Source organism: Paraburkholderia sp. 31.1, assembly GCF_014397645.1.
GTDB lineage: Bacteria > Pseudomonadota > Gammaproteobacteria > Burkholderiales > Burkholderiaceae > Paraburkholderia > Paraburkholderia tuberum.
Map to the genome: position 1 here is coordinate 45,015 of NZ_VZQN01000028.1, position 21,265 is coordinate 66,279.

Genomic DNA, 21,265 nt, shown 5'->3' on the forward strand with positions numbered 1-21,265 from the left:
GGGGATGAATCCCAAAGCTCACCAACCCGATAGTTTACCTGCTCCCGGCCCGAGCGCGCTCGCGCAGTCCGACGCGCTCGTCGCCGAGATCCGCGCGCAGCTCGACGCGGCCGGCGGCTGGCTGCCGTTCGACCGCTACATGGAGCGCGCGTTGTACGCGCCGGGTCTCGGCTACTACAGCGGCGGTGCGCGTAAATTCGGCCTGCGCGCCGACGACGGCAGCGACTTCGTCACCGCGCCGGAATTGTCGCCGCTGTTCGCGGCGACGCTCGCGCGCCCGCTCGCCGAAGCGTTGGAGGCGAGTGGCACGCGCGACGTGATGGAGTTCGGCGCCGGCACCGGCAAGCTCGCCGCGGGCTTGCTCAATGCGCTCGACACGCTCGGCGCCGGGTTCGACAGCTATTCGATCATCGATCTATCGGGTGAGCTGCGCGAGCGGCAGCGCGAAACGATCGCGGCGGCCGCGCCCGCGCTGCTCGCGAAAGTGCGCTGGCTCGACGCGTTGCCGCAGCGCTTCGAAGGCGTGGTGATCGGCAACGAGGTGCTCGATGCGATGCCGGTGCGGCTCTTCGCGCAAAACGGCGGTGTCTGGCGCGAGCGCGGCGTGGTGTGGCGCGACGGCGCCTTCGCGTTCGACGACCGCCCCGTCGCGGCCGCCGCGGACCTCGCGCTGCTGACCGAAATCGATGCGACCCGCGAACCGGCCGGCGACGACTACGTGACAGAAACGCACGAAGCCGCGCGCGCCTTCACGCGCACCATCTGCACGATGCTCGCGCGCGGCGCGATCTTGCTGATCGACTACGGTTTTCCGCGCCACGAGTACTACCACGACCAGCGCGCGCAGGGCACGCTGATGTGCCACTATCGGCACCGCGCGCACGGCGACCCGTTCCTGTACCCCGGTCTGCAGGACATCACCGCGCACGTCGAATTCACCGGCATCGCCGAGGCGGGCGTCGAGACCGGCGCGGACCTGCTCGGCTTCACATCGCAAGCACGCTTCCTGCTGAACGCGGGCGTCACCGAGGTGCTCGGCGAAATCGATCCCGCCGACGCCGCGCGCTTTCTTCCCGCCGCCAACGCGGTACAGAAGCTGCTGTCCGAGGCGGAGATGGGCGAGCTCTTCAAGGTGATCGCGTTTTCGCGTGGACTCACCGATACGCTGCGCGCCTTTTCGAGCGGTGATCGTTCGCATACGCTGTGATCGTGAATCCGCTCTGGCTCGAGGACTCGCGATGATTCGCTGGCTTTTGACTACCTTCGTTGCCGTCGCGGTGCTGTCGTCGTGCTGGCCGTGGCTGAGGAAGCTCGGCATCGGCCGGATGCCCGGCGACGTGACCTTGCGGCTGTTCGGCCGCGAGTATCCGTTTCCGTTCATGTCGACGCTGGTGCTGTCGATGCTGTTGTCGCTGTTGGCGCGGGTGTTGTAGGCGCCGTCGCGCGCTACTTTACGCCCGCGCGACTTCAAGCCAGCGCAGCCTCTACCGCACGCACGCGCTCCTCATGCACGGCGTCCTTGATGCCGGCCGGCGCATCGGCGAGCCGCTGCGCCACTGCCCCTGCATCCACGCCTCGCGCGGCCACCAGTGCAAGCCTCAGCCGCTCGGCCTGCGGGTACTCGCTCATCTCGAGGCCGAGCCGCCCGCGTGCATCCGACTCGCAGGCCTGCAGCGCCTCGGCGAAGCGCGCCGGCTTCCTGATCGCGTCGCTGCGCTCGAGCAGGCGCACCAGAGCCGCCGCCCCCATCTCCATCACGCGATGAATATTGCCGTGCTCGCGTGCGACCAGCACCGCCAGATCGCGGCACTCGTTCGGCACGCGCAGCCGCTCGCACAGCGGCTTCAGCAGATCGACGCTGCGGCCCTCGTGGCCGATGTGCCGCGGCAGCAGTTCCTCCGGCGTGGTCGCCTTGCCGAGGTCGTGCGTCAGCGCCGCGAAGCGCACCGGCAGCGCGTAGCCCTGCTGCGCGGCATGGTCCAGCACCATCATCACGTGGACACCGGTATCGACCTCGGGGTGATAGTCGGCGCGCTGCGGCACGCCGAACAGCGCGTCGATCTCCGGCAGAATCCGCGCGAGCGCGCCGCAGTCGCGCAGCACGCCGAACATCCGCGACGGCTTCTTCTCCATCAACCCGCGCGACACCTCCTGCCACACGCGCTCGGCCACCAGCGCATCGGCTTCGCCGTCGGCGACCATCTCGCGCATCAGCGCCAGCGTTTCCGGCGCGACCGTGAAATCGACGAAACGCGCCGCGAAACGCGCGATGCGCAGAATCCGCACCGGATCTTCGAGGAACGCGGCGCTGACATGGCGAAAAAGCCGCGCCTGCAAGTCAGCCTGGCCGTTGAACGGATCGATGACGGGGCCGGTCAGCTCGCCGTCCGGGCGCACCTCGCGCGCCATCGCGTTGATCGTCAGATCGCGGCGCGCGAGGTCTTCTTCGAGCGTCACGTCGGGCGCATAGAAAAACTGGAAGCCGCGATAGCCGGCCGCCGTCTTGCGCTCGGTGCGCGCGAGCGCGTACTCCTCGTGCGTCTGCGGATGCAGGAATACCGGAAAGTCCTTGCCCACCGGCCGATAGCCCTGCGCGACCATCTGCTCGGGTGTCGCTCCCACCACCACGTAGTCGCGGTCCTGCACCGGCACGCCGAGCAGCTCGTCGCGGACCGCGCCACCTACTGCATAGATATTCATGGGCATTCGTCTTGATAGGCGATCGCGTGCGTTTCGCGGCGCGAGGCTTCGATCCATGCATTGACCGCGGGCAGCTCGGTGAGCCGCTCGACATAGGCGGCTGCGGTCTCCGACAACGCCGGCTTCCATGTGTTGAAGCGCATCGCGACCGGCGCGAACATCGCGTCGGCAATGCCGAATTCGCCGAACAGGAACGGACCGCCGTAGGTCTCGAGGCAGTCGCGCCAGATCGTCTCGATCCGCGCGATATCGGCGAGCGCGCCCGGCGTCGCGTTCTTGCCCGGGAACGACGCACGGATGTTCATCCACATCTTCGAGCGCAACTCGCCGAACCCCGAATGCATCTCGGCGCTGACGCTGCGCGCATGCGCGCGCGCCGCCGCGTCTCGCGGCCACAGCGCGTGTTGCGGGAAGCGCTCGGCGAGCGTTTCGGCGATCGCCAGCGAATCCCACACGGCCTGCCCGGCGTCGTCGATCAGGCACGGCACCTTGCCCGGTCCGCGCGGCGCCTGAGCGCGGATCTTCGCATTCGTGTCCGCTTCGTACAGCAGGATCAGTTCCTCGTCGAACGGAATGCCGAAGTGCGTGAGCAGCAGCCACGGACGCATCGACCACGACGAATAGTTCTTGTCACCAATCAGCAGTTTCATACTTGTTATCAGGTAGAGGGAAAGGCTTCAGCGTCCGGCGTTGGCGCGGAATGTGTCGAGTCGCGAACCCGAGGCAGCACCGGTCAGGTACGTCGGCACGATCGCTTCGATGCTGACCGGTTCGAGTCCGAGCTCGGGCGCGAGCGGCCCGCTCAGAATGTTGGCAACCTTCATCGAATCGAGATTGTCGCGCGAAATCACCGGTTCGCCCGGCGCCATTTCGAAGCTCAACGCCTGCAGGCGCGCGAGCGGCTCGGGCAGACGGATGATGCGCGCATGCTTGCCGATCACGTCGCCGCAGTACGAAACCAGGTCTTCGAGCGTGTAGACGGTCGGACCGCCGAGCTCGTAGGTGCGGCCGCTCGCGCCATCGAGATCGAGCACGTTGACGATCGCCTTCGCGACGTCGCCGACATAGACCGGTTGGAACTGCGCATCCGGCATCGCGAGCGGAATGGCCGGAAACACGCGCTGCAGGAACGCGAACTTGTTCAGAAACGCGTCCTCGGGTCCGAACACGACGGACGGCCGGACGATCGTCCACGCGACGTTGGCCGCATGCACGGCTTTCTCGCCGTCGGCCTTCGAGCGCGAATACATGCTCGGGCCGTTCGGATTGGCGCCTAGCGCGCTCAGATGAATCAGCCGATGCACGCCCTTGCCTTCGCAGGCGGCGACAATGCGCGTCGGCAGCTCGACGTGCGCATGCGCGAACTCCCGCCCATAGGGCTTGCCGCGTTTGCCGTTCAGGATACCGACCAGATTGATTACGCAATCCGCGCCCTCGACGAAGCGCGCGAGTTGCACCGGATCGAACACGTCGGTTTCGAGCACGTCGATCGGCAGCATGGTCAGATGTCGCGCGTTGTAGCGTCGCCGTGTGGCGACGCGCACGTCCTTGCCCGTCTCGACGAGCGCGTTGACGAGGTAGCTGCCGATAAACCCTGAACCGCCGATGACCGCGATGGCTTGATGTCGCATTTTTCGACTCCCTGATGGAAGCCGCGGCAACGGCTGGCGAAGCGCGCCGCAACCTCGAAGCGAGATTGCGGCGCCAAGGCGCTTACGGTGCGATGTAACCCAGGCGCGCCTTCAGCGATTGCGGACGGCCTTCGAACAATGCCGCGTAGTAGACCGTGTTGGACAACACATTTTTCACGTAGTCGCGAGTTTCCTGAAACGGAATCGTCTCGGCGAAGACCGCGCCTTCGACCGGGCGCTGCAGCGACTGCCGCCAGTTGCGCGGACGGCCCGGACCTGCGTTGTAGCCAGCGGTGGCCAGCACGGCGGACCCGTCGAACTGATTGTAGATCATCGCCAGGTAGTTCGTGCCGAGCAGGATGTTGGTGTTGATGTCGTTCATCTGCTCGCGCGACACCGGTCCCAGACCGATCTTCTTCGCGACCAGTTGCGCGGTGGCGGGCATCAGCTGCATCAGTCCGCCCGCGCCGACCTCAGAGCGCGCGTTGATGATGAAGCGCGACTCCTGGCGAATCAGCCCGTACGCCCACTCGACGTCGAGCCCGCTCGACTGCGCGTCCTGCTCGACGATGTTGCGGAACGGCGATAGATAGCGCAGCGAAAAATCGTGCTCGCTCTTCGTGCGGTCCGCGGTGTTCACGGTGCGGTCGTACAGCTCGATGCGGCGCGCGTACTCGGCGGCGGCGAGCAGTTGCCGGTCGGACATGTTGCGCAACGGCCAGTTCCATTCGCGATTGCCTTCGAGCCGCAGATTCAGCCCATAGAAGCGCTGCGCGAGACCGAAGCCCGGCGTGGTGCCGGCTTGCTGCACTTCGGCGTCGGTCACGGTGGTTTTCGGCGGCACGGTGATCTTCTGGCCGAGCTCTTCGAGCGCGAGCTGGCCGTAGAAGTTGAAGTTCGACGCGATCGACTGGAATTCCTGACTGGCCGTAGCCGTGTCGCCGGCCTGCTTCAGCGCGCGCGCGTGCCAGTACACCCACGACGGTTGCTTGCGCAGCGACTCGGGCATCTGCTCGATCGACCAGCGCACCATGTTCCAGTCGCCTGCGAGTAGCGCGCTGCGTGTGCGCCATTCATACGCGGGATTCGACAGCGGCGCGTTGGCCGACAGCCGGAACCAGTCGACCGCGCCAGGCATCTGCTTGAGCGCGCCCTGATAGCCGATCGTGCCCCAGCCGATCGCGCGCTCCGGCGAATTCAGCGACGGCGCGACCGACGCGAACGTGGCCGCGGCCATGGCCGGATCGTTGCGCGCCATGCGCGTGATGGCGAGCAGCGCCAGTTGATGCGATTGCGCATCCGGTCCGACGCCGCGCGCGAGCAATAGCGGCGGCGCATTGGTCGCCTGGCTGAACAGCACCGGGTCGGGCGGCTGGTCGCCGAGCGCGTCGACGAGCTTGCTGCCGGTACTCGTGTAGTTCTGTTCGTACGCGAGACGAATTTGCGCCCAGATGTCGTCGGCGCTGAACTGGTGGTTCACGCCGAGCACCGTGATCAGATCGACGCAGCCGTCGCCGTACCACTTCGGCTCGACGAGCAGCGCGCGCGCCGCGTCCGCGACGTTCTCGCCGCGCGACGCGCGCGATTCGAGCGCGTAGCACTTGACCTGAGTGTCGTCGTCGAGCACGAACTTCGCGTACTGCTGGTCGAAGTTGCGCCAGTCGTGACGCGTGCCGAGCACCGTCAGGTAGTCGTTGCGCATGCGATCGGCGATCGCCTGGCCGTCGTACTTCTGCAGGAACGCGAGCACGGGCGCGTCCGGCGCGTCGATGCGCGCATGGCCGGTCGAATCGAACAGCTGCGGCTTGATCTGGAAGTACTCCAGATACGAGGGCGCCGGATAATTCGGGATCATGCTCGCGAGCTGGGCTGCGCGCGCCGCGTCGTTAGTACGCGAGGCTTCGCGAAGCTGGACGAAAATCTGGTCGTCGTTCGTGAGTTGCGAGATCGGAAGGGGCTTGACGGCCGAGGCAGTGCTGCAGGCCACGAGTGCCGCTGCGGCAAGCGCGATACTGGCCGCGCGATATACTCGAAAAAGGCGTTTTGACATCGTTGTTTCTGGAGCGCGAATTGGACCCAAGCATAGCATGCAACCCTGTCCCGGCAACGAAAAAGGCGCTGCGCCGGATGTTGCTGGAAAGCCGTCTGCAAGCGGCTTCCGAGCCGGCGAAGAATGCCGCGCTCGGGCGTCGGATGCTCGACGCGCTGAAGCACTACGCGGTATGCAGCGCGGGATTCTACTGGCCGCTTGCCGGCGAGTTCGACGCCCGCGGCGCGATTGCGCTCTGGCTTGCCGCGGACTCGCACCACGAAGCCAGTCTGCCAATCGTTAAAGAACGTGGCATGGCGCTCGAATTCCATGCCTGGACGCCCGCGACGCCGATGAAAATCGGCCATCACAAGATTGCCGAGCCCACCTCGGGGCGCGTGGTGCTGCCCGAGCTGCTGTTCGTGCCCTGCGTGGGTTTCGACTCGGACGGCTACCGCCTCGGCTACGGCGGCGGCTATTACGACCGCACGCTGGCCGGCTGGCCGGCGGCGCACAAGCCGATCACGGTCGGCATCGCCTACGAAGCGTGCCGCACCGACACGCTGGAACGCGAGGCGCATGACATTGCGCTCGATCTGATCGTCACGGAGGCGGGGTTTCATCCGGCGCTGCCGGGCTGAACGCGCGATGCGCGGCGTGTGACGCGCCGGCGCTTGCGCGGCGTTTCGTCGTTACAGCGAAGCCGCCGCGCGCGCCGCCGTGTCGTACAGGCCCGACGCATTGCGCATCAACTGCGCGGCCTCGCCGATCTGCTGGTTGGTCAGGCCGCTTTCCTTGAGCGTCGAAATCAGGCAGTTTTCGCGCACCTCGCGATACTTCAGGCATAGTTCGCGGCCCGCGTCGGTTGCGGAAAAGAACACTTCCTTGCCGGTCTTTTCGCTTTTTACGTACCCTCTAGCTACGAGCTTTTTCAACGCGTACGTCGCGACGTGCGTGTCCTCGATGTTCAGCACGAAGCAGATGTCCGCGAGCTTCTTGCGGCGTTCGCGATGGCTCACGTGGTGCAGCAGCGACACTTCGATCGCGGTCATGTCCTTGTCGCCCGCCGCCGACATGCAGCGCACCATCCAGCGGTTGAACGCATTGCCTGCCATGATCAGCGCGTATTCGAGTTCCGAGAGTTCCGCGCTGCTCTCGGAGACGAGATGTTCCGACGAAACGATCTTGGTGGGATGACGCGTCATACGAGGTTCCCGTGACGAAAATGGGCTGGAAAAGTGTCGCAAGTGTACGACGATGCTCGCCGCCGACGAGCCTGGCAAAAACGCTTATTGGTAAATCGTCAATATTTTATTGATAATGTACGCTCCAAACGTCGCCGACTCCGTGCCGGGCATGCGCCAACGCACCGCGCTGTCCGCCTCATCCTCCGACTCGATCCGGGCCGCCCAGTCATGAGCCAACCACGAATTTTTCCCCTCGGCGATGCCGCGCTCGTCTGCGAAGCGCCGCCGCCCGCCACGCTGGAGTGCCAGCAGCGCGTGTGGGCTGCGGCCGAAGCCGCGCGCGACTGGCCGCAGGTGCTCGAAGTCGTGCCCGGCATGAACAATCTGACGCTCGTGTTCGACCCGCTCTCGACCGACGCCGACGCGCTCGGCGAGCAGTTGCTGACGGCCTGGAACGCAGCGGCCGAAGCCGTCGCGCCCGGGCGCGACGTCGAGATTGCAGTGCAGTACGGCGGCGCATTCGGCCCCGATCTGCAGGCGGTCGCCGAACATACGGGCTTGAGCGCGCGCGAGGTCGTCGAACGTCATGCGGGCGGCGTCTACGTGGTGTTCTTTCTCGGCTTCCAGCCCGGCTTCGCCTATATGGGTGGGCTCGACACCGCGCTGCACACGCCGCGCCGCGCGTCGCCGCGGCTCGAGGTGCCGGCGGGCTCGGTCGGCATCGGCGGCGAGCAGACTGGCATCTATCCGGCGGTGTCGCCGGGCGGCTGGCAGCTGATCGGCCGCACCGAGGTGCCGCTGTTCGATCCGGCGCGCCGTCCGCCCACGCTGCTGCAGCCCGGCGACCGGGTGCGCTTCACGATCGCGGGGATGCACGCATGATCGACGTGATCCGCGCGGGTCTCCAGACCACGATCCAGGACCTCGGCCGCCCCGGCTATCGGCATCTCGGCGTCGCGATGGGGGGGGCGCTCGACCGGCTGTCGCTCGAAGTCGGCAACCGGCTGGTCGGCAACCGCCCCGACGCGGCCGGCCTCGAAATCACCTTCGGCCCGACCGCGCTGCGCTTTTTGCGCGCGACGCGCGTCGCGATCACCGGCACCGAGTTCGGCGCGACGCTCGACGGCAAACCCGTCTATTCGTTTTGGAGTCTGCCCGTGCAGGCCGGCCAGGAGCTCGTGCTGCACGCGGCGAAGCGCGGCATGCGCGGCTATGTCTGCGTGGCGGGCGGCATCGACGTGCTGCCGATGCTCGGCTCGCGCAGCACCGACCTTGCCGGCCATTTCGGCGGACTCGGCGGCCGCGCGCTCAACGACGGCGACCGTCTGCCGGTCGGCGCGCCGCAGCAGCGCGGCCACCTCGGCTTCACGCCCGAGGCGCCCGAGTTCGGCGTGAAGGCGCCCGCCTGGTGCAAGTTCGTGCTGGTCAACGAGCCGCTGCGGCGCGGTCGTCATCCGTCGGGCGTGCCGTGGGCCATCCCGATCCGCGTGCTGCGCGGCCCCGAATACGACAGCTTCACCGCGGATGCACAGCAGTCGTTCTGGTCCGACGAGTGGCTCGTGACGCCGAACAGCAACCGCATGGGCTATCGCCTTGCCGGCACCGAGCTGAAGCGCACGCACAAGACTGACCTGCTGTCGCACGCGGTGCTGCCCGGCACGATCCAGGTGCCCCCGAACGGTCAGCCGATCGTGCTGATGAGCGACGCGCAGACCACCGGCGGCTATCCGAAGATCGGCGCGGTGATACAGGCCGATCTGTGGAAGCTCGCGCAGGTGCGCCTGAACGGTGCTGTCCGTTTCATCCCGACGACGCCCTACGAAGCGCGCCAGGCTTTGCTGGAAGAACGCACGTATCTGCGGCAGATCGATGCCGCGATCGCGATGCATGAAGAGCGTTGCGCGCGCCGGGTGGCGCTCGCGGCGCTGTGACACTAAGTAAAGGAATCCCCATGGAAATCGATCTGAACGCCGATCTCGGCGAAGGCTGCGGCTCCGACGAGGCGCTGCTCGACCTCGTGAGCTCGGCCAACATCGCATGCGGCTGGCATGCGGGCAGCCCCAACGCGATGCGCGACTGCGTGCGCTGGGCCGTGCAGAAAGGCGTGTCGATCGGCGCGCATCCGAGCTTCAACGATCCCGAGAATTTCGGCCGCAAGGAAATGGATCTGCCGGCGGGCGAGATCTATGCGGGCGTGCTGTATCAGCTCGGCGCGCTGTCGGCGATCGCGCAGGCCGAGGGCGGGCGCATCGCGCACGTGAAGCCGCACGGCGCACTGTACAACCAGGCCGCACGCGAGGCGAAGATCGCTGACGCGATCGTCTCCGCCGTGCACGATTTCGATCCGTCCGTGGCGGTGTTCGCGCTCGCCAACAGCGGGCTCGTGAGCGCCGCGCGCAACGCGGGCCTGACCGCGATCGAGGAAGTGTTCGCCGACCGCGGCTATCGCGCCGACGGCTCGCTCGTGCCGCGCAAGGAGCCGGGCGCGCTGCTCGACGACGAGGACGAAGTGCTCGCGCGCACGCTCGTGATGATCCGCGAGCAACGCGTGAAGGCCGTCGACGGACAGTGGGTGCCGTTGAACGCGCAGACCATCTGCCTGCACGGCGACGGCCCGCATGCGCTGGCGTTCGCGCGACGCATTCGCGGCGCGCTCGCCGACGCCGGCATCGAAGTGCATGCGGCGGCCGCCGCGCGCGTCTGAGCGTTCGCATCACCGTCCTAGCCACTGCGCGCGTCGCTCCGATCCGGCGCGCGTGACCGATCCAGCGCCCCGCACCCATGCGGGGCGATTGCCAGCCGCGGCATCAATCGCCATGCCCGCTGCAAACCCACGGATGCCGACGCGCATTCACGGGGCAGGTAAAGAGAGTTCGACGCGGCCGCAGAGCCGCGGCAGCAGGCCGGCGCATGAGGCCGCATGCACCGGTTCACGTCAGCCGCCACCCGCGGCGAAGTTGAATAGCCTCTTTGGAGATCCTGATGCAGACAACTGTCAGTCTATGGCCGCTCATCGGTGTGGCCGTCATCATCGTTGGCTTTCTGTTGCGCTTCAATCCGATGCTGATCGTGGCCGTCGCCGCGATCGTCACCGGTTTCGCGGCGCACTTCCCGCCGGAAAAAATCCTCGCGCTGATCGGCACCGGCTTCATCAAGACGCGCAACATCCCGCTGATCATCCTGCTGCCGCTCGCGGTGATCGGCCTGCTCGAACGACACGGCCTGCGCGAGCGCGCGCAGGCGTGGATCAGCAGCATCAAGGCGGCGACCGCCGGACGTCTGTTGATCGTCTATCTGCTCGTGCGCGAGCTGACCGCCGCGGTCGGCCTGACCGGGCTCGGCGGCCATCCGCAGATGGTGCGTCCGCTGATCGCGCCGATGGCCGAGGGCGCGACCGAGAACCGCTTCGGCAAGATCGGCGACGCGGTGCGCTTCCGGCTGCGCGCATTCTCGGCCGCAACCGACAACGTCGGCCTCTTTTTCGGCGAGGACATCTTCGTCGCGTTCGGCGCGATCGTGCTGATGACGACTTTCCTGAAGGAAGCCGGCATCGTCGTCGAGCCGATTCACGTCGCCGTGTGGGGCATTCCGACCGCGATCAGCGCGTTCATCGTGCATGGCTTCCGGCTCTGGCTGCTCGACCGCCGGCTCGAGCGTGAATTGCGCGGCAAGGCGCCGGGCGGCAGTTCGAGCGCGACCGCCGCATCGACGCCGCCGTCGGCCACGCGTGCTACCGGAGACGAAGCATGACCTTCACGATCACCTATCTGTTCTGGTTGCTCGGCATCGTGCTGCTGATCGTCGGCGGCATGATCGTCACGGACCGCGAGCATCCGCGCCGCCTCACCGCGGGCGGCTTCTGGATTCTTTACGCGCTGATCTTCCTGATCGGCGACCGGCTGCCGCCGGCCGTGGTCGGCGGCGCGGTAATCGCGATGGCGCTGATCGCGGGCTTCGGCGGCGTCACCGCGGGCAAGCCGAAGACGCTGTCGCTCGAAGCACGTCAGGCGAGCGCCGCGCGACTGCGCAACAAACTGTTCGTGCCCGCGCTGACGATTCCGGTCGTCACCGTGATCATCACGCTCGCGGCAAGCCATCTCGTGTTCGGCGGTGTGCCGTTGATCGAGAAGGCCAACGTCACGCTGATCGGCTTCGGTCTGGGCTGCGTGATCGCGCTCGCGATCGCCTGTGTGATCACGCGCGACACGGTCGGCCAGTCGATGAAGGAAGCGCGCCGCCTCGTCGATGCGCTCTCGTGGGCCGCGGTGCTGCCGCAGATGCTCGGCATGCTCGGTCTGGTGTTCTCGGACGCGGGCGTCGGCAAGGCGGTCGCGCACGTGACCACGTCGTATATCAGCCTCGAGTACCGCTTCGTCGCGGTGGCCGTGTACTGCATCGGCATGGCGCTGTTCACGATGGTGATGGGCAACGGCTTCGCCGCGTTTCCGGTGATGACGGGCGGCGTCGGCGTGCCGATCCTCGTCGGCGTGTTCCACGGCAACCCGGCCGTGATGGCCGCGATCGGCATGTTCTCCGGCTACTGCGGCACGCTGATGACGCCGATGGCCGCGAACTTCAACATGGTGCCGGCTGCGCTGCTCGAATTACCCGACAAGAATGCGGTGATCAAGGTGCAGATTCCGACGGCGTTGATGCTGCTGGTGATCAATATCTTTCTGTTGAATTTCTTGATGTTTTTGTAGGGCTGCTGACAAGCGCGTCGTTTTGACAACCGGGATGTGAGCAGACGCAGACGGTCTTGCGCCGATCAACCCGCCTCGACCACGAAGCCGTGCTGCCGCAATAGCTGCAGCACGCCCTTCGATCCGCCCAGATGCAATGCGCCGATCGCGACGAACAGCGGCTTGTTCGGCGCGGCGATCTGCAACATTCTCGCGACGAAGCGGCGATTGCGCTCGTAGACGATCCGGTTGTCGATCGAATTGGAGACGCGCAGGTCGCGCGCGAGCTTCTCCGATTTGGCAGCCTGCCACGCGGCGATCGCATCGGCATCGCCGACCCGCCACAGCCGGTGCAGCGTGCGCACGTCCTCGACGTTCTGCGCGGGCGTCTGCACCAGATCCTGCGCGAGCATCTCCCGCTGCTGCGCGGCCGACAGTCCGGTGAACGCGCGCATCTGTTGCGCGAGCGTTTCGAGTCCGACGATCTTGCCGCGCGTCTTCAGATAGACGTTCTGCAATTGCGCTTCGGTCCCGTATTCCGTTTGCAGCCCCGCGGACAGCGAGTCGTAGGTCTCGACCACCAGCGACGCGAGCCACGGCCGCATCTTTTTGATCGCATCGAGCGCGGCCGGGTTGCCGCGCAGCCGCAACGCGAGCTTGTGCCACAGCGGCTCGGGCAGCAGACCCGGCAGGCAGTCGCGCTTGCACACGCCGTACTTCGACACGTCGTCCTGCGACACCAGCAGCTCGTCGGGCGACAGTTCGAGCGCGAGCGTCGGCGACGCGGCGAGCGCCGCGAGGATCGGCGCGCGGAACGGCTGCCCCGCCGGATAGTCGACGGGATCGCCGACGTGCAGCGTGCCGAGCACGTAGATCGTCGTACTGCCGCGCGTCGCGACATAGAACGGCATGCGCGCCGGTTGCTGGCGCACCGGGCCGCTCGCCGTGGTGCCGGGGACCGGGGGCGGCGCAATTGACGGCGGTGGCGGGCTTGGCGCCGTGACGGCAGGACGGGCCGCCTGGGCTGGCGCCTTGGCCGCCGCGCCGGCCGCGTGAGCGATGCAGGGTACGGCCGCGCCGACCGACAGCGCGCAGCCTACGCGAAATAAAGCGGACAGCGACGCGGGAAGAAATACGGAGAAAAAGGCGCGCGCGAGCGCGTGAACAAACGCGCAGAGAAACGTGCGAAAAAACTTGCCGGCGAACCTTCCAGCAAATGCGCCGCAGGGCGCGGCGCCTCCCAGCGCACGCGCCCCGCGGCGCCGCGCGAAGGCGGCTATCCAGCCGCCCTCACACAAGCGGCGCGCAAGACGACGCGCCGCCACCACATCAGGCATCCACGTCCCCCACCTCTTCAGCGCGGTGACAGGAGACCAGGCGGCCATCCACTTCTCGCAGCTTCGGCTCCTCGCTGCGGCAGCGGTCGATCACGTACGGGCAGCGCTGATGGAACGTGCAGCCCGACGGCGGATTCAGCGGCGACGGCATTTCGCCTTGCAGCTTGATCTTGATCGTGCGGTCGGCCTCGAAGATCGACGGGGTCGCCGACATCAGCGCGCGCGTGTACGGATGGCGCGGTTTCGAGAAGATGCGCTGCTTGTCGCCGAGTTCAGCGACGCCGCCGAAGTACATGACCATCACGTCGTCGGCGATATGCTCGACCACCGACAGGTTGTGCGAGATGAACACGTAGCTCGTCTTGAACTCGTCCTGCAGGTCCATGAACAGGTTCAGGATCTGCGCCTGGATCGAGACGTCGAGCGCCGAGACCGGTTCGTCGGCGACCACGATCTGCGGATCGAGGATCATCGCGCGCGCGATCGCCACACGTTGACGCTGGCCGCCGGAGAACATGTGCGGATAGCGCTTCGCGTGCTCGGGCCGCAGGCCGACCGTGCGCATCATCTGCGCGATGCGCTCGGCGCGCTCGGTCGCGCTCATCTGCGTGTTGATCGCGAGCGGTTCGCCGAGCGTCTGCTCGACGGTCTTGCGCGGATTGAGCGACGCAAACGGGTTCTGGAACACCATCTGCACGCGGCGCCTGAGCGCCGCGATCTTCTCGTGATTCGCGCCGGCCACGTCCTCGCCGTCGATCAGCAGGCGGCCCGCGCTCGGCGTTTCGATCATCGTCAGCTGACGCGCGAGCGTCGACTTGCCGCAGCCGGACTCGCCGACTACCGCCAGCGTCTTGCAGCGGTCGAGCGCGAACGACACGCCGTTCAGCGCCTTCACCGTGCCGTGCGCGAACATGCCGCGCTTGACCGTGTAGTAGCGCGCGAGCTGGTCGGCGACGAGCACGTGATCGCCAGTACGATCCGACTGGCGACGGGTTTCGGGTACTGCGCTCATCGGGCGCCTCCTTGCGTGTGAACGTTGGCGTCCTTCTCGAGGTTCAGCGGTTTGATGCAGCGCACGCGCGTGAGCTCGGCGTGCGCGGGCAGCGGCGCGAGCACGGGGCGGGCCTTCATGCAGTCGTCGACCACGTACTTGCAGCGCGGCGCGAACAGGCACCCCTTGGGCCGGTCGTCGCGGCCCGGCACCATGCCCGGCAGCGCCGCGAGCCGCACCGCGCCGACGTTGTGCTCGGGAATCGCGGCCAACAGCGCTTCCGTGTACGGATGATGAGGCGCGGCGAAGATCTCCGGCACCTTGTTCGTCTCGATCACCTCGCCCGCATACATCACGGCGACGCGCTGCGCGACCTCGGACACCACGGCCAGATCGTGCGAAATCAGCACGAGCGCCATGCCGCGTTCCTTCTGCAGGCGCATCAGCAATTCCATGATCTGCGCCTGGATCGTCACGTCGAGCGCGGTGGTCGGCTCATCGGCGATCAGCAGCTTCGGGTTGCAGGCGATCGCCATCGCGATCATCACGCGCTGGTTCATGCCGCCCGACATCTGATGCGGAAACGAGCCGATACGGTTCTTCGCGTCCGGAATGCCGACCTGATCGAGCAGTTCGAGCGCGCGTTTGTCCAGCGCGCTGCCGCGCAGGCCCTCGTGCAGCTTCAGCACTTCCTTGATCTGATAGCCGACCGTGTAGCTCGGGTTCAGGCTCGTCAGCGCGTCCTGGAACACCATCGCGATGTCCTTGCCGATGATCTTGCGGCGTTCCCTCGCGGAGGCCTTCAGCAGGTTCTTGCCGTCGAACGTGATTTCGTCGGCGGAGACCTTGCCGGGCGCGTCGATCAGGCCCATCAGCGCCATCATCGTCACGCTCTTGCCCGAGCCCGATTCGCCGACCACGCCGACCACTTCGCCCGGCGCGACGTCGAGATTGATGCGGTCGACCGCCGGCAGGCCGCCGAAGTTGACCGCGAGATTGCGGATGGTCAGTAGATTGCTCATGATCAGGCCATCCGTTTCAGTTTGGGGTCGAGCGCGTCACGCAGCCCGTCGCCGAGCAGGTTGATCGCAAGCACCGAGATCAGGATGGACAGGCCGGGCATCGTGACGATCCACCATGCGCTGTCGATGTAATCGCGCGCCGACGCGAGCATCGCGCCCCACTCCGCCGACGGCGGCTGCACGCCGAGGCCGAGGAAGCCGAGCGCGGCGGCATCGAGAATCGCCGACGAAAAGCCAAGGGTTGCCTGCACGATCAGCGGCGCGGTGCAGTTCGGCAGCACCTGCGAGAACATCAGCCGCAACGTGCTCGCACCCGCGACGCGTGAAGCGGTCACATACTCCTTCTGCAACTCGCCCTGGGCGGACGCGCGCGTCAGACGCACATAGCCCGGCAGCGCGACGATCGCGATCGCGAGCATCGTGTTGACGAGACCCGGACCGATGATCGCGACCACCGCGACCGCGAGCAGCAGCGACGGCAGCGCGAGCAGCACGTCCATGATGCGCATGATCGGCGTGTCGGCCCATTTCTCGAAGAACGCGGCGACGAGGCCGAGCACGACGCCCGGAATCAGCGCGAGGACCACCGAGACGAAGCCGATCCAGAACGACAGCCGCGCGCCGTACATCAGACGCGAAAGGATGTCGCGGCCCGCTTCGTCGGTGCCGAGAATGAACTTCCAGTTGCCGCCGTCGAGCCACGCCGGCGGGATCTTCACGGAGTCGCGGTATTGCTCGATCGGGCTGTGCGGCGCGATCAGCGGCGCGAAGATCGCGATGAAGACCAGCACCAGCACGATGATGCCCGCGCCGACCGCACCGCGGTTGCGCGAGAAGTTCGCCCAGAATTCGCGTGCCGCGATGCCGCGGCCGCTCGGCGGGGTAACCGCTTGGGGGACGGTGTTTTGAATGTCAGCCATCGTGATTTACCTCGTATGGCGAATGCGCGGGTTGAGCACGCCGTACAGCAGATCGACGACGAGGTTCACGACGATCACCAGCGTGGCGATCAACAGGATACCGCCCTGCACGACCGGATAATCGCGCCGGCCGATCGCGTCGATCAGCCACTTGCCGATGCCCGGCCATGAAAACAGCGTTTCGGTCAGCACCGCGCCCGCAAGCAGTGTGCCGACCTGCAGGCCGATCACGGTGACGACCGGAATCAGCGCATTGCGCAGCGCATGCACGACGATCACGCGTCCCGGCGACAGCCCCTTCGCGCGCGCGGTGCGGATGTAGTCCTCGCGCAGCACTTCGAGCATCGACGAGCGCGTCATGCGCGCGACGACCGCGAGCGGAATCGTGCCGAGCACGATCGCGGGCAGGATCAGGTGGCTGAGTGCGGATTTGAACGCGCCTTCGTCGGTGGACATCAGCGAGTCGATCAGCATGAAGCCGGTCACGTGCGGAATGTCGTATTCGACCGCGATGCGGCCCGACACCGGCGTCAAGCCGAGCTTGACCGAGAACACCATGATGAGGATCAAGCCCCACCAGAAGATCGGCATCGAGTAGCCGGTCAGGGCGGTGCCCATCACGCCGTGATCGACCACCGTGCCGCGCCTCAGCGCCGCGAACACGCCCGCCGGCAGGCCGACGATCAGCGCGAACAGCATCGCGCAGAACGACAGTTCGACGGTGGCGGGAAAGCGCGCGAGGAATTCGCCCATCACGCTCGTGTTGGTGATGATCGAAGTGCCGAGGTCGCCGTGCACGGCGCGCACGATGTAGTGGAAGTACTGCATTGGCAAGGGCTCGTCGAGCCCGAGGCGGTGCATCGCGGCCGCATGCATGGCCGGATCGACGCCGCGCTCGCCCATCATCACTTCGATGGGGTCGCCCGGGATCAGGTGAATCAGCGCGAACGCGAGGATCGTGATGCCGATGAACGTCGGTATCACCATGCCGATGCGGCGCAAAACGAAGCGGAACATGGTTCGCTCCCATGGTACTGGTGATGAAAAAACGCAACCGGCGACGAGGGCTCGTGACCCCGGTCGCCGGACCATTTCGACCAGTTTTCTAACCGTGCGAAAAGTGTACTGTGTTGCGGCGTACTGTATTGCGGCCTACTGCGCGAACTTTACGATTACTTGACGCTGACGCCGTCGAAGCGCGCGTAGCCGAGCGGTTCGATGCGCATGTCGACCACCTTCTTGCTGACCGGCTGATAGACGGTCGAGTGCGCGATCGGCGAGAACGGCAGTTGCTGCGCGAAAATATATTGCGCTTCGCCGTAGATCTTCGTGCGCGTCGCCACGTCCGAAGTCGTGCGGCCCTTCTGGATCAGATCGTCGAACGGCTTGTAGCACCACTTCGAGAAGTTGTTGCCGTTGATCGCCTCGCAGCCGAGCAGCGTGCCGAGCCAGTTGTCCGGATCGCCGTTGTCGCCGGTCCAGCCGATCAGCATCGTGTCGTCTTCGCCCGCGTGCGCGCGCTTGATGTACTCACCCCATTCGTACGTGACGATCTTCGCCTTCACGCCGATCTTCGCCCAGTCCGCCTGGATCATTTCCGCCATCAGACGCGCGTTCGGGTTGTACGCGCGCTGCACCGGCATCGCCCACAGCGTGAGGTCGAAGCCGTTCGGGTAGCCCGCCTTCGTCAGCAGATCCTTCGCCTTGGCCGGATCGTACGAGGCGGCCGGCAAGTTCTTGACGAACGACCATTGCGTCGGCGGCATCGGGTTCGTGGCCAACTGGCCCGCGCCCTGGTAGACCGACTCGATGATCGCCTTCTTGTTGATCGCCATGTCGAGCGCCTGACGCACTTCGAGCTTGTCGACCGGCTTGTGCGTCACGTTGTACGCGAGATAGCCGAGGTTGAAGCCCGGTTGCGACGGCATGTCGATGTTCGGCTCGGCCTTCAGCGGCGCGATGTCGGCCGGGCGCGGATAGCTCATTACCTGGCATTCGTCGCGCTTGATCTTCTGCACGCGCACGCCGGCATCCGGCGTGATCGAGAAGATCAGCTTCGAGATCTTCACCGCGCCCGGCTTCCAGTAGTCGGGATTGCCGTCGAAGCGGATCGTCGCGTCCTTCGTGTAGCTGCGGAAGATGAACGGACCGGTGCCGACCGGGTACTGATTGATGTCGGCGGCCTTGCCTGCCTTGAGCAGCTGATCCGCATATTCAGCCGACAGGATCGACGCGTATTCCATCGCCAGATTCTGGATGAACGGCGCGTTGACTTCCTTCAGCGTGAACTTGACCGTGTACGGGTCGACTTTCTCGACGCTCGTGATCAGCTTGTCGAGGCCCATGTCGGTGAAGTACGGGAACTGCACCGGATACGCCTTGCGGAACGGCTGGTTCGGGTCGAGCATGCGCTGGAACGAGAAGACCACGTCGTCCGCGTTGAATTCGCGCGTCGGCTTGAAGAACGAGGTGGTCTGGAACTTCACGCCATGACGCAGATGGAACGTGTAGGTCTTGCCATCGGGCGACACGTCCCACTTCTCCGCGAGGCCGGGCTCGACCTTGGTGCCGCCGCGTTCGAACTCGACGAGGCGGTTATAGACGGTGAACGTGTTGGCCGTGAAGTCGACGCCCGTCGTGTATTGGGCCGGATCGAAACCCGCGGGACTGCCTTCCGAGCAGTAAACGAGGGTTTTGTTCGGGATCCCAGCGGCCTGCGCGCTCGTGACGCCAAGCAGGGATGCCGCTGCGGCAGCGACGAGCGTGGACCTACGCGCGACGCGCAACAGATTGTTTTGCTTCATGTTTCCTCCAGGTTCGGGGCCGGCTTGCGCCGGCGTAGCGGGATATTACTTGAGCTTGGGCCGGCTACCAAGCGGAGCAAAATCCCTCTGTTGACGACAGGAAACACTTCGTGCAAACGTTTTGCCACGGTTTTGTCACGGGCCGGGCGGGCTCATTCGAGCCGCCCGGCGACGAATGCGGCGCAAAAAAGCGCGCCGCGCCCGCTTATTTCACCCCAACCCCCAGGAATTGCGTCGGCCCGAACGGATCGATCTTGAAGCCCGTCACGTTCTTGCTGATCGGCTGATAGACGGTCGAATGCGCGATCGGCGTGAACGGCACCTGGTCCTTGAAGATCTCCTGCGCCTGCGTATAGGCCTTGGTGCGATCGGCCATGTTGGTGGTGCTGCGGCCCTGCTTGATCAGATCGTCGTAAGGCTTGTAGCACCACTTCGAGAAGTTGCTGCCGTTGACCGCGTCGCAGCCGAGCAACACGCCGAGCCAGTTGTCAGGGTCGCCGTAGTCACCCGTCCAGCCGATCAGCATCGCCTGATGCTCGCCGGCGTGCGCGCGGCGAATGTACTCGCCCCATTCGTACGTGACGATATTCACCTTGACGCCGATCTTCGCCCAGTCCGCCTGCAGCATTTCGGCCATCAGGCGCGCGTTCGGGTTATACGGGCGCTGTACCGGCATCGCCCACAGCGTCAGCTCGAAGCCGTCGGGGTAGCCCGCCTGCTTCAGCAGCGCTTTCGCTTTGTCGACGTCGTAGGGCGCGTCCTTCAGGTTCTTGTCGTAACCCCATTGCGTCGGCGGCATCGGGTTCGTCGCGAGCTGGCCCGCGCCCTGGTAGACCGCTTCGATGATCGCCTTCTTGTTGACCGACATGTCGAGCGCGCGGCGCACGAGCACGTTGTCGAGCGGCTTTTTGGTCGTGTTGTACGCGATATAGCCGAGGTTGAAGCCCACTTCGCTTGGCATTGCGAGCGACGCATCGGCCTTCACGGTGGGGATGTCGGCCGGGCGCGGATAGGACATCACCTGGCATTCGCCGCGCTTCAACTTTTGCAGGCGCACGGCCGGATCGACCGTGATCGCGAAGATCAGCTTGCCGAGCTTCGCGACGCCCGGCTTCCAGTAGTCGGGATTGCCGTCAAAGCGGATCGTGTCGTCCTTCGTATAGCTGCGGAAGATGAACGGACCGGTGCCGACCGGGTACTGGTTGATGTCGGACGCCTTGCCCGCCTTCAGCAGCTGATCGGTGTATTCAGCCGACAGGATCGACGCGAACGGCATCGCGATCTGCTGCAGGAACGGCGCGTCGACTTCCTTCAGCGTGAAGCGCACCGTGTACGGATCGACCTTCTCGATTTTGGCGATGTTCTTCGCGAGACCGAGGTCGTTGAAATACGGGAAATTGACCGGATACGCCTTGCGGAACGGGTTCTCGGGATCGAGCATGCGTTCGTAGGTGAACACGACGTCGTCCGCGTTGAATTCGCGGGTCGGCTTGAAGTACGACGTGGTCTGGAATTTGACGCCGTGGCGCAGATGGAACGTATAGGTGAGGCCGTCGGGCGACACGTCCCACTTTTCGGCGAGTCCTGGCTCGATGTCCGTGCTGCCGTGCGCAAATTCGACGAGCCGGTTATAGACCGTGTACGAGCCGGCGCTGAATTCGACGCTGGTCGTGTATTGCGCGGTATCGAAGCCCGCCGGGCTGCCTTCGGAGCAGAACACCAGCGTCTTGTCGGGCAGCGTGGCCGCCTGCGACGCGGCGGGCGCGAGGCCGCTCGTGGCGACCGCGAGCGCGGCGAGAGCCGGCAGGCAGAACTGGTGAAGCGCGAACAGCCGGTGTGTCGCAGTCTTTCTTGTCACTGTCATATCGTCCTCCGCACAGCAGCCGGGTTAGCTGCGTTTCGATGATAGACAGCCCAAAAATGAGCTTCAACAGGGACTTACCACGCTATTTGGGACAAATT

20 protein-coding genes are annotated in these 21,265 nt (G+C 65.8%); 8 read left to right on the top strand and 12 right to left on the bottom strand.

All coding sequences use genetic code 11. From position 1 onward, the window contains the following. Nucleotides 1-4: 4 nt before the first annotated feature. Both F6X37_RS21790 and F6X37_RS21795 read left to right on the top strand, forming a co-directional pair. Nucleotides 5-1,207: a class I SAM-dependent methyltransferase gene (locus tag F6X37_RS21790; protein ID WP_187612716.1), complete on the top strand. Its 1,203-nt coding sequence runs from the start codon at nt 5-7 to the stop codon at nt 1,205-1,207. Between the two features lie 31 nt (nt 1,208-1,238). Beyond that, the gene (locus F6X37_RS21795; RefSeq protein ID WP_018418711.1) at nt 1,239-1,433 is read left to right on the top strand and encodes a DUF2905 domain-containing protein; all 195 of its coding nucleotides are present in this window, start codon (nt 1,239-1,241) and stop codon (nt 1,431-1,433) included. A 34-nt stretch (nt 1,434-1,467) separates the two neighbouring features. Here F6X37_RS21795 and F6X37_RS21800 read toward each other — a convergent pair whose 3' ends face one another. The 4 genes from F6X37_RS21800 to F6X37_RS21815 all read right to left on the bottom strand — a co-directional run bounded on the left by F6X37_RS21800 (nt 1,468) and on the right by F6X37_RS21815 (nt 6,381). After that, nucleotides 1,468-2,700: a multifunctional CCA addition/repair protein gene (locus tag F6X37_RS21800; RefSeq protein ID WP_187612717.1), complete on the bottom strand. Its 1,233-nt coding sequence runs from the start codon at nt 2,698-2,700 to the stop codon at nt 1,468-1,470. After that, nucleotides 2,697-3,350 carry a glutathione S-transferase family protein gene (locus F6X37_RS21805; protein WP_187612718.1) on the bottom strand — a complete coding sequence of 218 codons (654 nt, stop codon included), beginning with the start codon at nt 3,348-3,350 and terminating at the stop codon, nt 2,697-2,699. The genes F6X37_RS21800 and F6X37_RS21805 overlap by 4 nt, the downstream gene beginning before the upstream one ends. Nucleotides 3,351-3,377: 27 nt before the next feature. Continuing rightward, a complete protein-coding gene (locus F6X37_RS21810) occupies nt 3,378-4,331 on the bottom strand; it encodes a complex I NDUFA9 subunit family protein (RefSeq protein ID WP_187612719.1) in 954 nt (317 codons plus the stop codon). A gap of 82 nt (nt 4,332-4,413) precedes the next feature. Then, the gene (locus tag F6X37_RS21815; protein ID WP_187612720.1) at nt 4,414-6,381 is read right to left on the bottom strand and encodes a lytic transglycosylase domain-containing protein; all 1,968 of its coding nucleotides are present in this window, start codon (nt 6,379-6,381) and stop codon (nt 4,414-4,416) included. A gap of 77 nt (nt 6,382-6,458) precedes the next feature. Between F6X37_RS21815 and F6X37_RS21820 the strand changes: the two genes are divergently transcribed. Beyond that, a complete protein-coding gene (locus F6X37_RS21820) occupies nt 6,459-7,001 on the top strand; it encodes a 5-formyltetrahydrofolate cyclo-ligase (RefSeq protein ID WP_262419984.1) in 543 nt (180 codons plus the stop codon). 51 nt (nt 7,002-7,052) lie between these two features. Here F6X37_RS21820 and F6X37_RS21825 read toward each other — a convergent pair whose 3' ends face one another. Beyond that, the gene (locus F6X37_RS21825) at nt 7,053-7,565 is read right to left on the bottom strand and encodes a winged helix DNA-binding protein (RefSeq protein ID WP_018418717.1); all 513 of its coding nucleotides are present in this window, start codon (nt 7,563-7,565) and stop codon (nt 7,053-7,055) included. 210 nt (nt 7,566-7,775) lie between these two features. On the opposite strand from F6X37_RS21825, the gene pxpB reads away from it, so the two are divergent. From pxpB to F6X37_RS21850, 5 genes are all read left to right on the top strand, one after another. Beyond that, nucleotides 7,776-8,429, top strand: a complete 654-nt coding sequence (gene pxpB / locus F6X37_RS21830) for a 5-oxoprolinase subunit PxpB (protein WP_187612721.1) — start codon at nt 7,776-7,778, stop codon at nt 8,427-8,429. Beyond that, nucleotides 8,426-9,478: a biotin-dependent carboxyltransferase family protein gene (locus F6X37_RS21835; RefSeq protein WP_187612722.1), complete on the top strand. Its 1,053-nt coding sequence runs from the start codon at nt 8,426-8,428 to the stop codon at nt 9,476-9,478. Before pxpB ends, F6X37_RS21835 begins: the two co-directional genes overlap by 4 nt. Before the next feature lie 20 nt (nt 9,479-9,498). Further along, nucleotides 9,499-10,251, top strand: coding sequence for a 5-oxoprolinase subunit PxpA (pxpA, locus tag F6X37_RS21840; RefSeq protein WP_187612723.1), 753 nt, complete (start codon nt 9,499-9,501; stop codon nt 10,249-10,251). A 278-nt stretch (nt 10,252-10,529) separates the two neighbouring features. Further along, nucleotides 10,530-11,297: a DUF969 domain-containing protein gene (locus F6X37_RS21845; protein ID WP_184065840.1), complete on the top strand. Its 768-nt coding sequence runs from the start codon at nt 10,530-10,532 to the stop codon at nt 11,295-11,297. After that, nucleotides 11,294-12,250 (top strand): DUF979 domain-containing protein, encoded by a 957-nt coding sequence (locus tag F6X37_RS21850; RefSeq protein ID WP_187612724.1) that lies wholly within the window; start codon nt 11,294-11,296, stop codon nt 12,248-12,250. Before F6X37_RS21845 ends, F6X37_RS21850 begins: the two co-directional genes overlap by 4 nt. A gap of 65 nt (nt 12,251-12,315) precedes the next feature. Here the strand turns inward: F6X37_RS21850 and F6X37_RS21855 are convergent, their stop codons facing one another. The 7 genes from F6X37_RS21855 to F6X37_RS21885 all read right to left on the bottom strand — a co-directional run bounded on the left by F6X37_RS21855 (nt 12,316) and on the right by F6X37_RS21885 (nt 21,167). Beyond that, nucleotides 12,316-13,566 carry a TraB/GumN family protein gene (locus F6X37_RS21855; RefSeq protein WP_187612751.1) on the bottom strand — a complete coding sequence of 417 codons (1,251 nt, stop codon included), beginning with the start codon at nt 13,564-13,566 and terminating at the stop codon, nt 12,316-12,318. Next, nucleotides 13,559-14,578 (bottom strand): peptide ABC transporter ATP-binding protein, encoded by a 1,020-nt coding sequence (locus tag F6X37_RS21860; RefSeq protein WP_187612725.1) that lies wholly within the window; start codon nt 14,576-14,578, stop codon nt 13,559-13,561. The genes F6X37_RS21855 and F6X37_RS21860 overlap by 8 nt, the downstream gene beginning before the upstream one ends. Then, a complete protein-coding gene (locus F6X37_RS21865) occupies nt 14,575-15,579 on the bottom strand; it encodes an ABC transporter ATP-binding protein (RefSeq protein WP_187612726.1) in 1,005 nt (334 codons plus the stop codon). The genes F6X37_RS21860 and F6X37_RS21865 overlap by 4 nt, the downstream gene beginning before the upstream one ends. A 2-nt stretch (nt 15,580-15,581) precedes the next feature. Continuing rightward, nucleotides 15,582-16,499: an ABC transporter permease subunit gene (locus tag F6X37_RS21870; protein ID WP_090802566.1), complete on the bottom strand. Its 918-nt coding sequence runs from the start codon at nt 16,497-16,499 to the stop codon at nt 15,582-15,584. A 6-nt stretch (nt 16,500-16,505) separates the two neighbouring features. Next, nucleotides 16,506-17,516: an ABC transporter permease subunit gene (locus tag F6X37_RS21875; RefSeq protein WP_090802564.1), complete on the bottom strand. Its 1,011-nt coding sequence runs from the start codon at nt 17,514-17,516 to the stop codon at nt 16,506-16,508. A gap of 155 nt (nt 17,517-17,671) precedes the next feature. Then, a complete protein-coding gene (locus F6X37_RS21880) occupies nt 17,672-19,303 on the bottom strand; it encodes an ABC transporter substrate-binding protein (protein ID WP_184065846.1) in 1,632 nt (543 codons plus the stop codon). Nucleotides 19,304-19,508: 205 nt separating this feature from the next. Next, a complete protein-coding gene (locus tag F6X37_RS21885; RefSeq protein ID WP_260321399.1) occupies nt 19,509-21,167 on the bottom strand; it encodes an ABC transporter substrate-binding protein in 1,659 nt (552 codons plus the stop codon). Between the last annotated feature and the right edge of the window lie 98 nt (nt 21,168-21,265).

Coding starts and splice junctions, on each gene's coding strand:
- F6X37_RS21790 (WP_187612716.1), top strand. CDS start 5: ATGAATCCCAAAGCTCACCAACCCGATAGTTTACCTGCTCCCGGCCCG.
- F6X37_RS21795 (WP_018418711.1), top strand. CDS start 1,239: ATGATTCGCTGGCTTTTGACTACCTTCGTTGCCGTCGCGGTGCTGTCG.
- F6X37_RS21800 (WP_187612717.1), bottom strand. CDS start 2,700: ATGAATATCTATGCAGTAGGTGGCGCGGTCCGCGACGAGCTGCTCGGC.
- F6X37_RS21805 (WP_187612718.1), bottom strand. CDS start 3,350: ATGAAACTGCTGATTGGTGACAAGAACTATTCGTCGTGGTCGATGCGT.
- F6X37_RS21810 (WP_187612719.1), bottom strand. CDS start 4,331: ATGCGACATCAAGCCATCGCGGTCATCGGCGGTTCAGGGTTTATCGGC.
- F6X37_RS21815 (WP_187612720.1), bottom strand. CDS start 6,381: ATGTCAAAACGCCTTTTTCGAGTATATCGCGCGGCCAGTATCGCGCTT.
- F6X37_RS21820 (WP_262419984.1), top strand. CDS start 6,459: ATGTTGCTGGAAAGCCGTCTGCAAGCGGCTTCCGAGCCGGCGAAGAAT.
- F6X37_RS21825 (WP_018418717.1), bottom strand. CDS start 7,565: ATGACGCGTCATCCCACCAAGATCGTTTCGTCGGAACATCTCGTCTCC.
- pxpB (WP_187612721.1), top strand. CDS start 7,776: ATGAGCCAACCACGAATTTTTCCCCTCGGCGATGCCGCGCTCGTCTGC.
- F6X37_RS21835 (WP_187612722.1), top strand. CDS start 8,426: ATGATCGACGTGATCCGCGCGGGTCTCCAGACCACGATCCAGGACCTC.
- pxpA (WP_187612723.1), top strand. CDS start 9,499: ATGGAAATCGATCTGAACGCCGATCTCGGCGAAGGCTGCGGCTCCGAC.
- F6X37_RS21845 (WP_184065840.1), top strand. CDS start 10,530: ATGCAGACAACTGTCAGTCTATGGCCGCTCATCGGTGTGGCCGTCATC.
- F6X37_RS21850 (WP_187612724.1), top strand. CDS start 11,294: ATGACCTTCACGATCACCTATCTGTTCTGGTTGCTCGGCATCGTGCTG.
- F6X37_RS21855 (WP_187612751.1), bottom strand. CDS start 13,566: ATGCCTGATGTGGTGGCGGCGCGTCGTCTTGCGCGCCGCTTGTGTGAG.
- F6X37_RS21860 (WP_187612725.1), bottom strand. CDS start 14,578: ATGAGCGCAGTACCCGAAACCCGTCGCCAGTCGGATCGTACTGGCGAT.
- F6X37_RS21865 (WP_187612726.1), bottom strand. CDS start 15,579: ATGAGCAATCTACTGACCATCCGCAATCTCGCGGTCAACTTCGGCGGC.
- F6X37_RS21870 (WP_090802566.1), bottom strand. CDS start 16,499: ATGGCTGACATTCAAAACACCGTCCCCCAAGCGGTTACCCCGCCGAGC.
- F6X37_RS21875 (WP_090802564.1), bottom strand. CDS start 17,516: ATGTTCCGCTTCGTTTTGCGCCGCATCGGCATGGTGATACCGACGTTC.
- F6X37_RS21880 (WP_184065846.1), bottom strand. CDS start 19,303: ATGAAGCAAAACAATCTGTTGCGCGTCGCGCGTAGGTCCACGCTCGTC.
- F6X37_RS21885 (WP_260321399.1), bottom strand. CDS start 21,167: ATGACAGTGACAAGAAAGACTGCGACACACCGGCTGTTCGCGCTTCAC.